Origin of the sequence: Kitasatospora atroaurantiaca (assembly GCF_007828955.1) — a bacterium.
GTDB lineage: Bacteria > Actinomycetota > Actinomycetes > Streptomycetales > Streptomycetaceae > Kitasatospora > Kitasatospora atroaurantiaca.
Map to the genome: position 1 here is coordinate 2,594,073 of NZ_VIVR01000001.1, position 13,046 is coordinate 2,607,118.

The 13,046-nt window shown below is 70.6% G+C and carries 7 protein-coding genes and 2 pseudogenes; 5 read left to right on the forward strand and 4 right to left on the reverse strand.

The window, feature by feature from the left end; translation table 11 throughout:
- Nucleotides 1–117 precede the first annotated feature (117 nt).
- The 4 genes and pseudogenes from FB465_RS11975 to FB465_RS11990 all read right to left on the reverse strand — a co-directional run bounded on the left by FB465_RS11975 (nt 118) and on the right by FB465_RS11990 (nt 6,467).
- Nucleotides 118–2,175 (reverse strand): phosphocholine-specific phospholipase C, encoded by a 2,058-nt coding sequence (locus tag FB465_RS11975; RefSeq protein ID WP_145790173.1) that lies wholly within the window; start codon nt 2,173–2,175, stop codon nt 118–120.
- Between the two features lie 168 nt (nt 2,176–2,343).
- Nucleotides 2,344–3,117, reverse strand: coding sequence for a pentapeptide repeat-containing protein (locus FB465_RS11980; RefSeq protein ID WP_145790175.1), 774 nt, complete (start codon nt 3,115–3,117; stop codon nt 2,344–2,346).
- Nucleotides 3,118–3,172: 55 nt separating this feature from the next.
- Nucleotides 3,173–4,346, reverse strand: a pseudogene (locus FB465_RS11985) (low temperature requirement protein A).
- A 420-nt stretch (nt 4,347–4,766) separates the two neighbouring features.
- Complete coding sequence (locus tag FB465_RS11990) at nt 4,767–6,467, reverse strand: ABC transporter family substrate-binding protein (RefSeq protein ID WP_145790177.1); 1,701 nt, start codon at nt 6,465–6,467, stop codon at nt 4,767–4,769.
- 370 nt (nt 6,468–6,837) lie between these two features.
- Here FB465_RS11990 and FB465_RS11995 point away from each other — a divergent pair, with 370 nt between their 5' ends.
- The 5 genes and pseudogenes from FB465_RS11995 to FB465_RS12015 all read left to right on the forward strand — a co-directional run bounded on the left by FB465_RS11995 (nt 6,838) and on the right by FB465_RS12015 (nt 13,044).
- The gene (locus tag FB465_RS11995) at nt 6,838–7,821 is read left to right on the forward strand and encodes an ABC transporter permease (protein WP_145797286.1); all 984 of its coding nucleotides are present in this window, start codon (nt 6,838–6,840) and stop codon (nt 7,819–7,821) included.
- 13 nt (nt 7,822–7,834) lie between these two features.
- The gene (locus FB465_RS12000; protein ID WP_145790179.1) at nt 7,835–8,764 is read left to right on the forward strand and encodes an ABC transporter permease; all 930 of its coding nucleotides are present in this window, start codon (nt 7,835–7,837) and stop codon (nt 8,762–8,764) included.
- Nucleotides 8,761–10,794 carry an ABC transporter ATP-binding protein gene (locus tag FB465_RS12005; protein WP_145790180.1) on the forward strand — a complete coding sequence of 678 codons (2,034 nt, stop codon included), beginning with the start codon at nt 8,761–8,763 and terminating at the stop codon, nt 10,792–10,794. The genes FB465_RS12000 and FB465_RS12005 overlap by 4 nt, the downstream gene beginning before the upstream one ends.
- Before the next feature lie 261 nt (nt 10,795–11,055).
- Nucleotides 11,056–12,090 (forward strand): MFS transporter, encoded by a 1,035-nt coding sequence (locus tag FB465_RS12010; RefSeq protein WP_246192628.1) that lies wholly within the window; start codon nt 11,056–11,058, stop codon nt 12,088–12,090.
- Nucleotides 12,081–13,044: pseudogene (locus tag FB465_RS12015) on the forward strand (molybdopterin dinucleotide binding domain-containing protein). Before FB465_RS12010 ends, FB465_RS12015 begins: the two are co-directional and overlap by 10 nt.
- The last annotated feature ends 2 nt before the right edge of the window (nt 13,045–13,046 follow it).

Genomic DNA, 13,046 nt, shown 5'->3' on the forward strand with positions numbered 1-13,046 from the left:
ATTCGTCGGACAATGGGCTTCGACCAATGTGGCACCGGGCGTGCCGGGCCGCATGTCGAGCCGTGGTCAAACGTTCCCCCGGATGGAGTAGCCGCTGGAGCGGCCCGGAGCTCCCGGTCAGCCGCTGATGCTCGGCAGGCCGGTCTCCAGGTGGCCGGAGAAGCGCTGCGACCAGGTGGGGTCGGAGTCCACGGTGACGGTGAGGTCGTACCAGCCGTTCTGGTAGGCGACCGCGTTGAAGAAGTCGCTGACGTTGCCGCCCGCGGGGACGGTGTAGGTCCACGGGCCGTCGGTGCGGTAGGCGTTGGGGGCGATGGTGAACGTCACCGGCGCCGTACCGGTGTTGGCGAGCCTGAACCAGATCGCCAGCTTGCCGGTGCCCGGCTCGACGGCGTAGGAGGCGGTGACCGAGACCAGCTTGCCGGGCTTGGTCGCGTCGCCCTTGAAGCGGCGCAGGAAGCGGTTCGGGCCGGTCACGCTCAGGTCGTACAGGCCGTTGCCGTAGTTGGTGCCGCAGTTGAAGAAGTCGCTCTGGTTGCCGCCCGGGTCCACCGTGTACTGCCACGGGCCGCCGCTGCGGTAGGCGTTGGCGTACGCCGCAAAGTGGGCCGAGTTGACCGCCGCCGACCCCTCGTTGGCCATCTTGAGCCAGACCTTCGTCACGCCGCCCGAGCCGAACTCCAGGTGGTCGAGGTTGGCGTTCGGCTGGTACGGCAGCGCGCGGGCCGGGCGGGTGCCCGACTCCTGCAGCGGCAGCTTGTTGTCGACCGGCGCCGGGTTGGGCAGCGGGCCGCAGGTCGACATGCCGATCACGGCCGAGGTGTCGGGCAGCGCGGGCAGCCCGTACACCGGGTTGGCGAAGTCGAACACGCCGGTGAGGTCACCGCAGACCTTGCGGCGCCAGGCGCTGATGTTGGGGCAGGTGGCCGGCTTGCCGATGGCGGCCGTCCACTTCTCCAGGAAGCGCAGCACCGAGGTGTGGTCGAAGACCTCGGAGTTGACCCAACCGCCGCGGGACCAGGGCGAGATGGCGATCATCGGGACGCGGAAGCCGAGGCCGATCGCGGTGTTGCTGTAGAACTCGCCGGCGGTGCCGGCCGGGGGCGACGGCGGCGGGACGTGGTCGAAGAAGCCGTCGTTCTCGTCGTAGTTGAGGAACATGACGGTGGAGTTGAAGACGTCCGGGTCGGCGCACAGCGCGTCTATCACCATGTGCACGAAGTGCGCGCCGTCGTTGGGCGTCGCGTACGGGTGCTCGGAGGAGGCCTGGTCGGCGACGATCCAGGAGACCTGCGGGAGGGTGCCGTTCAGCACGTCCGCGCGGATCGCTGCGGCGATGTCGTCCGGCGTCCTGCCCGTCGTCCTCGGGACGGACCCCATGCCCTTGACCGCCAGCGGGCTGCCGGCCGGGGCGCCGGTGAACTGGGTGAAGTAGGCGAGGGCGTTGTCGCCGTAGTTGTCGGCGGCGTTCTGGTAGACCTTCCAGCTCACGCCGGCCGTCTCCAGCGCCTCGGCGTAGGTCTGCCAGCGCAGCCCGGACTCGTCGCCCCCGTCGTAGGCGGGACCGCCGGCGGTGCCGCCCGGGTCGATGGTGCCGCTCCAGTGGAAGGTGCGGTTCGGGCCGGTGGCGCTCAGCGTGGAACAGAAGTACGCGTCGCAGATGGTCCAGTTGTCGGCCAGCGCGTAGTGGAACGGGATGTCGGCGCGCTGCAGGTAGCCGAGGGTGCGGACGTTGCCCTTGGCGGAGACCCAGGAGTCCAGCTTGCCGTTGTTCCAGGCCTTGTGCTGGTCGGACCAGGCGTGCGAGAGGTCGCCGTTGCACTGGGCCAGGCGCTCGGGGTCGGCGCCGCCGGCCGGCTTGGTGGCGCTGAACGCCCAGGGGTACTGGCGGCCGGTGCCGTTGGGCTGGTTGAAGATGCTGTAGCCGCCGGCGATCTGGATCGCGCTGCGGTCGGCGAAGCCGCGGACGCCCTTGAGGGTGCCGAAGTAGTGGTCGAAGCTGCGGTTCTCCTGCATCAGCACCACGATGTGCTTGGCGTCCGCGATGGTGCCCGTCGTGCTCAGGCCGGCCGCCGATGCGGGGGCCGTGCCGCCGATCGCCGACCCTGCCACCGCGGCGCCGGCCGCCGCGCTCGCCGACAGCGCCATGAACTTCCTACGACTCAGCTCAGCCATCCGCCCGGCCGTCCCTTCGCTAGCGATGTTGTGCACACACGTTGTGTCCACGCCATCGGTCAGGCGGCATCTTTGCGCAGGTCCGGGCGGTAGGCCATGACTTTCCATCAAGGCTTGTTGGACTGTTCGCCGCGGCGTCGCGCAGCGACGGCCAGATGAACGCCAGGGTCAGCGGTCCTTCACGGTGATCCCCAGAGCCTGGGCGAACTGTGGTGCCAGCTCCAGGAGTTGGCTGCTGGAGATGAGGGCTCCGCGCAGGCCCTGGTGCCCGTCGGGCAACCCGAGCCGGACTGCTCCCCGCAGATCCACGGAAACTCGCCCGTTCGCCTCCGGGCGCTCCGATCCGGTGTCGACGCTCCTCGCTCCGGCGCTCGTTCCTCGCTTGTCACTCGTCGCTTTCGACACCGGCGCGCCCTTCGGCTCAGGGCGGCCCAGCTCGGCACCGCCCAGACGGACCTCCTCCAGGGTGCTGCCGGGGAAGGAGACCTCGGTCAGCCTGGCGCCGCCGAGGTCGACGTCGCGCAGCAGGCAGTCCTCGAAGACCACGTCGCGCAGCACGGCACCGCGCAGGTTGACGGACTCCAGCTTGCACTGGCGCAGCACCACCCGGCGCAGGACGGCCCCGTACGCCGAGATGCCGGCCAGCACGGTGCCGAGCAGAGCGGCGTCCTGCCACTCGCTCTCCGGGAGCTCGGCCGCCACCCAGCGGCTGCCCTGCACCCAGACCTCGTTGAACCGGGCCTGCCGCAGCTTGGTACCGCTCAGCTCCACGCCCGTGAAGGCGCACTCCAGGAAGCTCGCGCCGTTCGCCGCCTCGGTGTGCACGCCCCCGTCGAAGTGCACGGTGTCGTACCGCTCGTCGCCGCGCAGCGGGCCGGTGTGCGGCTGCAGCAGGTGCCCGTACGGCAGGTCGGCGAGCTGCTCGGGGACGGCGGACGGCATGGGCCACTCTCCTCATGGACGGGGTCCCGTCATCGTGACACGGGGCACCGACAGCTCAGCCCTCCCTGACGTCCAGGGCGATACCGACGGCCACCGTCGCGGCGACCACCAGACCGGCCAGCAGGACCCCGCTCTGCCCGGCCGCCGTGCAGGCCAGCACGGCCACCGACGCGATCGGCAGCAGCGCCTGGGCCGCGCCGTGCTTGACGTGCCGGGAGTGCAGCAGCCAGACGGTGAACAGGTAGAGCGCACCGGGTACCGTCACCGCGGCGGTGGCCGCGCTCGCCGAGATGTGGGCCGAGCCGACCGCGTGCTCCACCGCGACTTCGAGGCCGGCGCCGATGGCGGCGGCCGAGCCGAGCACCAGGGTAGTGGCCGTAGCCCCAGAGGAAGGCCTGCCGGTTGGAGCGCAGGTGGTCGTGGATGGGGCGGACGAAGTAGATCCACCAGGCGGCGAAGCAGAGCAGCAGGCCGCCGGCCGCGATCGGCAGCAGTTCGCCGAGCGCCTCGTGCTCGTCGAGTGCGGCCTGCACCGCCAGGGTGGCTGCCGAGACCGTCTCGCCGAGCACGATCAGGGTGAACAGGCCGTACCGCTCTGCGATGTGCTGCGGGTGCCAGGTGCTCTGCGTCCGCAGCTCGGCGATCGCGGGGACGGAGAGCTCGGCCAGGATGCCCAGCGGCAGTACGTACGGGAGCGCGTCCTCCGGCACCAGCAGGATGAGCCCCCAGCCGATCTGGCAGACGGTGATCCCGACCACGTAGCGCAGCGCCATGGTGCGGGCGGCGCCGGTCTCCGCGGCGGCGGCGCGCAGCCACTGGGTGACCATCGCGAGGCGCATCACCACATAGCCGAGCACCGACAGGGTGAGGTCCTGGTCGGCGAACATCCTGGGTACACCCGCCGCGAGGATCAACACACCGGTGATCTGGACCAGGGTGGTGAGGCGGTACGGCACGTCGTCGACGTCGTAGGCGGAGGCGAACCAACTGAAGTTCATCCAGGCCCACCAGATGGCGAAGAAGGCAAAGGCGTAGCCGTAGAGACCGTGCCCCACGCGGCCCTCGGCGAGGTCGTGGGCGAGCTGGCCGCCGGCCTGGGCCACGGCGACCACGAAGCACAGGTCGAAGAACAACTCCAATGGTGTCGCTGCGCGGTGGGCCTCGCCCCGGTCGCGGGCGGTCATCCGCCGGAACGGGCCCGGATCGCGATCGGTTGCGTCGCTGGTCATGATGCCGCCTCTGCCGGGAGGGTGTTGGGTCCCCGCGATCCTGGCACCGAGCGGCCCCCGGACGCACGTACCGCTGCGGCACGCCGTATGTACGGGTTCCACCCGTTTTGAGCAATCGTCAGCGAGAGTTGACCTTGCAGTGCGCGAACCGGGTGACAGCTCGGCGGCTCCCGGGCGCGCCCTGTGGAAGGTGCCCTGTCCGTCCCGATCAGCCCGCTAGATTCCTCGTCAAGAGGAACGACGACACGGGCGGTCTGCGAGCAACGCGGAAGGTCAAGGCCGATGGCAGGACACGGGGGCGGGTTCGCCGCGCCACCCATGTCCGTACCGTCGGCCTCGTGATCACCGCGCTGCTCGCGAGTGCCGCCTGCTGTTCGTCATGCCCTCGTGCGCTGGACCGACCGGCAATGGGGAGCTGTCCTACTTCTCCCAGCCGACCTTGGTGATGTCGGTGTCGGCGAGACTGCCGGCCCCGAAGTTGGCGAGCCCCTTGCGGACCGCGACGATGCTGGGCCGCTGGTACAGCTCGACGGTGTGCCCGAGCTCCCAGATCTTGACGTCGGCCTGGTTGTAGAGCTTGGCCGCCTCGACCGGGTCGATGGTGCCGGCTGCCTTCCTCAGCAGCGAGTCGATCTCCGGGGTGCTGAGCTTGGAGTAGTTGCCGAACACGTTGTCGCCCTGCGGGGCACGGAAGTTGGCGACGCCCAGGGAGAGCGGGAAGGAGCCGGTGTTCCGCCAGCTGGCCAGGTCGAACTTGCCCTGGTTGACGTACTTGCTGAAGTACTCCTTGCTCGACACCTTGTCGACCGAGACCGTGACGCCGACCTGCCGGAGCATGTTCTGTACGGCCGCGGCCATGTCGAGCTGGGCCTGGGCGGAGCCGTCGCTGACCACGTAGTGCAGCTCCAGCGGCTTGCCGTCCTTGGTACGGGGCTGGCCGGCCGCGGCCTCCTTCCAACCCGCCTTGTCCAGCAGCGCCTTGGCCGCCTCCGGGTCGAACTTGACCCACTCGCCGGCGTTGTCCTGGTACCCGGTCTGGTTGATCATGAAGAGGTGGTTGCCGAGCGGCTTGAACTCCACCGGCACACCCTGGTTCACGATCTTGATCAGCGCGGCGCGGTCCATCGCCTTGCCGAGCGCCTGGCGGACCGACTGGTCGGCCAGCGCGCCGTTGCCGCCGAAGGAGATGTGCACCTCGTCCCACGGCGTGCCGGTCCGGATCACGCCGTCCTTGGCGTCCTTGAGCTGCCCGTACGCGGTCGCGCTGCCCGCGGAGGCGTAGTCCACCTCGTTGTTGAGGAAGGCCTGGGTGATCGCCGGCGTCGCGAGCACCCGGTAGGTGATCTTGTCCAGCTTGGGCTTGGTGCCCCACCAGTCGGGGTTCGGGACGAGGGTGATGGTCTGCGCGGTCTTGTCCAGCGTGCCGATCTTGAACGGCCCGCCGAAGACCGGGACCTTCTCCACCCACCCCTGGTTGAACGCGTCCGGGGTCGCGATCCCGGCGGCCGGCAGCAGCGGGTTGAAGAGGCTCTGCCAGTCGGCGTACGACTGGCTGAAGGTCACCTTCACCTCCTGCGCGTTCGCGCCCTGCTCGACGCCCGATATCTGCTCGTAGCCCGAGGAGTCCGCGATGTTGTACGCCGGGTTCTTGCCGTTGGAGGTCTCCCAGACCGCCTTGAAGTCCAGGTAGCTCAGTTGCTTGCCGTCCGACCACTTGGCCTTCGGGTTGATCTTGTACGTCACCACCTGCGGCGAGGTCGAGGTGACCTCGGCGGAGACCAGGTACTCCGGCACCGGGTGGTAGGTGCCCTTGGCGTCCGTCCGGAAGATCTTCGCCTCGACGTAGCCCATGATGTCGACCGCGTCGCCGTACCGGCCGTCCACCTGGTACGGGTTCCACTGGGTGATCCACTGCTGCAGCGGCGGGCGGAACTCGCCGCCGTCCTTGATCTTCTCCAGCGGCTGCGGGTTGTTGTCCTCCGCGTCCTGCGCCGGGACCACGTTCTTGGGCACATCACCGGAGCCCGAGCTGCCGGAGCTGCAGCCGGTGACGGTCAGCGCCAGTGCGATGGCGACGACGGTGGCCCGGCCGAGGCCGCGGGCCGTGGCGGATGCGTCCATGAGGGGTTCCCCCAAGAGATTTCGAAGAGTCTGCGGCCGCCAGGTGTGGCGACACTTGAGCGCGGGCAGCCAAGTCGGTGTCCGGCGAGCAGAACGTAACAGCGGATCAACTCGTCCACCAGGGGTCGGTGTTCACTTCTGATCCAAACGCAACAGGCCGCAACACTTCGGCAATACGCCGTCAGCAACCCACTGCAACACTCTGACCAGCCACTTCCCCCACGAGGGTGAAGTGGCTTGCGCCGCACCCTCTGGACGACCGACCGGTCGTGCCGTAGAACTGCTGCGCGAAGTTGCGCCGACCACCCCTTGAGCGAAGGCTTGTGATCATGTCGACCAGGTGCACGAACGGTCTCTCCGGCGGTGGGCGGTGATCCGTTACCTGGCCCAGCGGTTCGGCTACTACGCCGCACTGCTGGTGGTCGCGGTCTTCCTCGCGTACGCGCTCTCCTGCGCGGCGCTCGGCCCGCGCACGTACTTCGAGGCCAAGCAGCCCCGGCCCTCCGCCGCCTCGGTGGACCGACAGCTGACCGCCCTCAACATCAACGACCACACGCCGGTGGTCGAGCGCTTCGGCACCTGGGCCGGGGGGCTGGTGCTCCACGGCGACCTGGGCCGGACCATCCACGACACCTCCGTCAACGAGGACTTCGGCCGCCGGATCTGGGTCTCCCTGCGGCTGCTGCTGGTCGGCAGCCTGCTCGGGATGGTGCTCGGCGTCGCGGGCGGGGCGTGGAGCGCTGTGAAGCAGTACCGCCTCTCCGACCGGGCGCTCACCATCGTCTCGTTCGTGCTGCTCTCCACGCCGGTCTTCCTGCTGGCCCTGCTCCTGAAGAACGGCGCCATCGCCGCCAAGGAGGCGGCCGGGCACGAGGTGGTCCCGTTCACCGGGTACGAGACACCGAACCTGTCCGGCGGCCTGGGCACCCATCTCGCCGACTGGGGGCTGCACTTGCTGCTGCCCACGCTGTCGCTGGCACTCGGCGGACTGGCGATGTACAGCCGCTACCAGCGCGGCACCATGCTGGACGTCCTCGGCTCCGACTACCTGCGCACCGCCGAGGCCAAGGGGCTCACCCGCAACCGGGCCCTGCTCAAGCACGGGCTGCGGACGGCGGTGATCCCGATGTCGACGATGTTCGCCTACAGCTTCCTGGGCATCTTCACCGGCGCCGCCTTCACCGAGACCATCTTCGGCTGGCACGGCATGGGCGAGTGGTTCATCCTGGCGATCCGGGAGCAGGACATCAACTCCGTGGTCGCCGTCAACCTGTTCGCCGCGGTGGTGGTGCTGGCCTCGGGCTTCCTCGCCGACGTGCTGAACGCCGCGTTGGACCCGCGGGTCCGGTACTGAGGGGGCGCGACCAATGACCGCCGTGATCACGGAGACCGCCCGCCCGGTGGCCGAAGAGGCCGCCCCCGCAGGGAGATTGAGACTCGTACTGGCCCGGCTGCTGGCCGCACGCGGAGTGCTGGTCGGCGCGGTGATCGTGCTGCTGCTCTTCCTGCTCGCCTTCGGCGGCCCCTTCCTGACCCCCTGGGACTACGCCACCCCCGACTACCTGGCGATCCGCCAACCACCGTCCGCCGCCCACTGGTTCGGCACCAACGGGCTCGGCCAGGACGTCTTCGCACAGACCGTCCGCGGGCTGCAGAAGTCGCTGATCATCGGGCTGCTGGTGGCCCTCTTCTCCACCGTGCTGGCCTCGCTGGTCGGCGCCTGCGCCGGCTACTTCGGCGGGTGGACGGACCGGGGGCTGACCTTCCTGGTCGACCTGCTGCTGGTCTTCCCCAGTTTCCTGATCATCACCATCATCTCGCCCCGCCTGAAGGGCGCGGGCTGGATCGCCTTCGTGGTGCTGCTGGCGGCCTTCAACTGGATGATCACCGCCCGGGTGGTCCGCTCGATGACCCGCTCGCTCAAGGAGCGCGAATTCGTGCGCGCGGCCCAGTTCATGGGCGTACGGCCGCTGCGGATCATCGTCCGGCACATCCTGCCGAACGTCGCCTCCTTCCTGATCACCGACGCCACGGTGGCGGTCGGTGGCGCGGTGATGAGTGAGACCGCACTCTCGTACTTCGGCTTCGGGGTGCGCACCCCGGACGTCTCGCTCGGCACCCTGCTCGCCGACGGCACGGACCAGGCGCCGGTCTTCCCCTGGCTGTTCTACTTCGCGGCCGGGCTGCTGGTGCTCTTCGTCCTCGCCGTCAACCTGATCGGGGACGGGCTGCGCGACGCGCTCGACCCCACGACCGAGGCGGCCCGCCCCGCCCGCACCTCCCGGAGCAGCGCATGACCACGGACCTGCTGACCGTCAGCGACCTGGCGGTGGACTTCGGGGCCGTGCCCGCCGTACGCGGGATCGACCTCCGGCTGCGGCGCGGCGAGACCCTGGGCATCGTCGGCGAGTCCGGCTCCGGCAAGTCGGTCACCGCACTGGCCGTGCTCGGGCTGCTGCCCGGGACGGCGGCGGTGCGCGGCTCGGTCCGGCTGGAGGGCCGCGAGCTGGTCGGCCTGCCCAACCGGGAGCTGGCCAGGATCCGGGGCCGGAAGGTCGCGATGGTCTTCCAGGACCCGCTCTCCGCCTTCACCCCCGTCTACCGGATCGGCGACCAGATCGTGGAGGCCCTGCGCATCCACCAGTCGCTGGACCGCACCGCCGCGCGCAAGCGGGCCGCCGAGCTCCTCGATCTGGTGGGCATCCCGGCGCCGGAACGGGCGCTGGACAACTTCCCGCACGAGTTCTCCGGCGGTATGCGCCAGCGCGCGATGATCGCGATGGCGATCGCCAACGACCCGGACATCCTGCTCGCCGACGAGCCGACCACCGCGCTGGACGTCACCATTCAGGCCCAGGTCCTCGACGTGCTGCGCACCGCCCAGCGGGAGACCGGCGCGGCCCTGGTGCTGGTCAGCCACGACCTCGGGGTGATCGCCGGGATGGCCGACCGGGTCGCGGTGATGTACGCGGGCCGGGTGGTCGAGACGGCGGGCGTGGACGAGCTCTTCGCACGCCCCCGCCACCCGTACACGCTGGGCCTGATCGGCGCGGTGCCCCGACTGGATACCGGCGGCGGGCCGCTGGTCCCGATCCCCGGCACCCCGCCCGCCCTGGGCTCGCTGGAGCCCGGCTGCCCGTTCGCACCGCGCTGCCCACTCGTGGAGGACCGCTGCCGGACGGCGGAGCCCCCGCTGACCGGCTCCGACGGGCACCTCGCGGCCTGCGTACGCGCGGACGAGCTGGCCGAACGCGGGCCGGCGCCGAGCGAGGTCTACCCGGTCCCGGTGGTGCCCCCGCCGGCCGTGGCCGTGCCCCGGGAGGAGCGCGAGCCCGTCCTGCGGGTGACCGGGCTGACCAAGACCTTCCCGGTCCTGAAGGGCACCGTCTTCAAGCGCCGGGTCGGCGAGGTGTACGCCGTCGACGGGGTCGACCTGGACATTCGGCACGGCGAGACCCTGGGCCTGGTGGGCGAGTCGGGGTCCGGCAAGTCGACCACGCTGTTCGAGCTGCTGCGGCTGGCAAAGCCGGAATCCGGCCGGATCGAACTCCTCGGGCAGGACACCGCCGGGCTCGACCGGGCGGGCGCGCACCGGCTGCGGGCGGACCTGCAGATCGTCTTCCAGGATCCGATGGCCAGCCTCGACCCCCGGCTGCCGATCAGCGACGTGATCGCCGAGCCGCTGCTCGCGCAGCGGGCGCCGCGCGAGCTGATCGCCCGCCGGGTGCCGGAGCTCCTGCGGCAGGTCGGGTTGGACCCGGCCCACGCCTCGCGCTACCCGCACCAGTTCTCCGGCGGGCAGCGGCAGCGCATCTCGATCGCCCGGGCGCTGGCGGTGCAGCCGCAGCTGCTGGTGCTGGACGAGCCGGTGTCCGCGCTGGACGTCTCCGTCCAGGCGGGGGTGCTCAACCTGCTGCAGCAGCTCAAGGCCGAGCTCGGGCTGGCGTACCTGTTCGTCTCGCACGACCTCTCGGTGATCCGGCACCTCTCCGACCGGGTGAGCGTGATGTACCTGGGCCGCACGGTCGAGTCGGGCGCGGTCGAGGCCGTCTTCAGCCGGCCCAGGCACCCGTACACCCGGGCGCTGCTGTCGGCCGTCCCGCTGCCCGACCCGGCGGCCGAGCGGGCCCGCGAGCGCATCCTGCTGCCCGGCGACCCGCCCTCGCCGACGGAGCGTCAGGCCGGCTGCCGCTTCCGCACCCGCTGCCCGGTGTACGCGACGCTGGACGGTGTGCGGCGTTCGCCCTGCGAGCAGCAGTCGCCCCCGCTGGCGGAGGCCGCCCCGGGCGTCGACCACGCGGCGGCCTGCCACTACCCGGAGGCCTGACGGGCCGTACGCACATGGACAACCCCAGCAGAGGCCTGGGTGAACCGTACGCACAGGGTCAACAACAACAGGGGCGCGGGGAACTGCGCGATCAACCGTGCACGTCCGTCGTGCCCTGGTCGCGCAGTTCCCCGCGCCCCTGGAGGTACCCCGACTCGTATGGTGAACCTGCGCCCTGATTCACCCGGTCGGGCCACCCCGCGCGCGGAGCCGACGACTCGTCAGTAATTTGCGATCATGTCGAGCGAACGCAATCCCCAGGTGGCAGCGACGCGATCGACGGCCGGCCGGGCGACCTTGGTGGCCACCGGGGCGACGGTGCTCCTCCTACTCGCCATCGTGCTGGGCAGCCGTGGCCTGAAGGACTTCGACTCGGCACTCGTCCCGTACACCGTGGCCACCGTCTTCCTGACCTTCGGCCTGGTCCACCGGTACGTGATGTGGGTCTCCGCCCCCGCCGCCCGCAGGCTCCTCCGACAGGGCTGGCGGGCGGCGCTGTCCTGGGAGAACCTGCGCAGCGCTCCTACCGCCCTGCCGAGGATGATCGTCACCAATCTCGGCTTCCAGAGGTTCGTCGGCGCCCGTTCGCACGCCCGCTGGGCCGCGCACCAACTGATGTTCTGGGGCTGCCTGTTGGCGGCCGCCATCACCTTCCCGCTGACCTGGGGCTGGTTCACCTTCACCGCGTCCAGTGCAACCGGCCCCGGCTACGAGATGCGGCTCTGGGGCTTCAAGGTGCTCGGCTTCGACTCCGGCAGCTTCTTCGGCTGGGCTATGTACCACGGCCTCGACCTGGCGGCCGTGCTGGTGATCGCGGGCGCCGGGTACTTCCTCTGGCGGCGGATGCGGGACCGCGAGGCGGTCACCGGCCAGCGCTTCGGCTACGACTTCGTCCCGCTGCTCGCGCTGATCACCATCTCGGTGACCGGCCTGCTGCTCACCTTCTCCGAGATCGCCCTGCGCGGCGGCGGCTACCAGTTCCTGGCGATCCTGCACATGGCCTCGGTCGTGCTGACGCTGGTGTACCTCCCGTTCGGGAAGTTCTTCCACATCGTTCAGCGCCCGGCCGCGGTCGGCATGCAGCTGTTCAAGTACACGAGCCGCCGCAGGACCGAGGTCTTCGCCTGCCGCAACTGCGGCCGGCCGATCGACACCACCGCGTACGTGGAGAACCTCCGCGGCACCATGCAGGACCTGCAGCTCGGCTTCGACGCGTGGGCCGAGTACTGCCCGCGCTGCAAACGCGTGCTGCGCGGCAACGCCTACCTCTCCCAGGTCAAGCGAGGATTCAAGTGACGGAGCGCGTGGACCCGGACATCGCGCCACCCGGCACCCGGGGCTTCCGCGACGCGGGCGGGCTCCCGGCCGACGCCTGGCGGGCCAACCAGACCGAGCAGACGCTGGTGCCCACGCACTGCTGCTTCTGCGGGGTGCAGTGCGGGATGTACCTGCGGGTGAACAGCGCCGGGAAGGTCTTCGGGGTCGAGCCGCGCAACCACGACATCAACCGGATGCGCCTGTGCCCCAAGGGCATCAACGCCTACCAGCAGGTCAACCACCCGGACCGGCTCACCGCGCCGCTGATGCGCCGCTCGCGCGACGAGCCCTTCCGCGAGGTGAGCTGGGAGGAGGCGCTCTCGTACACGGTGGACGAGATCCGCCGGATCCAGGCGCAGCACGGCGCGGACGCCTTCGGTCTGCTCGGCGGGGCCAGCCTGTTCTCCGAGAAGACGTACCTGGTGGGCAAGTTCGCCCGGGTCGCGCTGAAGTCCCGGCACGTCGACTACAACGGCCCTGACCACCGGGCGGACGGTCGCACACTTCCTCTCCGGCAACCAGACCCGGCGGCTCGGCGCCCTGGTCGAGCAGACGCCGCGCCCCTGGGTCGGGGTGCACCCCTCGCACGGGTACCGCACCGGCGACCCGGTGCGGGTGGTCACCCGGCGCGGCAGCTCGGTGCTGCCGGCGCTGGTGACGGAGGCGATCCGGGCCGACCACGTCTTCGTCCCGTACCACTGGCCGTACCCGGTGGCCGCCAACGAGCTGACCATCGCCGCGCTGGACCCGCGCTCGAAGATCCCCGAGTACAAGGTGTGCGCGGTACGGATCGAGCGGGCGCCCTCCCTGGACGACGTACCCGCGCCGCCGAGCCCGCCGGGGCGGCAGGCGGGCCCCGGGGCCCAGGCGTCCCGCACCGACCCGCTGCCGCCGACCTCGCCGCAGGGGCGCGGCACGGCGGAGAGGGGCTGATC

Bases quoted from the DNA above. Each gene is read 5' to 3' on its own strand.
- FB465_RS11975 (WP_145790173.1), bottom strand. From the start codon at position 2,175: ATGGCTGAGCTGAGTCGTAGGAAGTTCATGGCGCTGTCGGCGAGCGCG.
- FB465_RS11980 (WP_145790175.1), bottom strand. From the start codon at position 3,117: ATGCCGTCCGCCGTCCCCGAGCAGCTCGCCGACCTGCCGTACGGGCAC.
- FB465_RS12005 (WP_145790180.1), top strand. From the start codon at position 8,761: ATGACCACGGACCTGCTGACCGTCAGCGACCTGGCGGTGGACTTCGGG.
- FB465_RS11990 (WP_145790177.1), bottom strand. From the start codon at position 6,467: ATGGACGCATCCGCCACGGCCCGCGGCCTCGGCCGGGCCACCGTCGTC.
- FB465_RS12000 (WP_145790179.1), top strand. From the start codon at position 7,835: ATGACCGCCGTGATCACGGAGACCGCCCGCCCGGTGGCCGAAGAGGCC.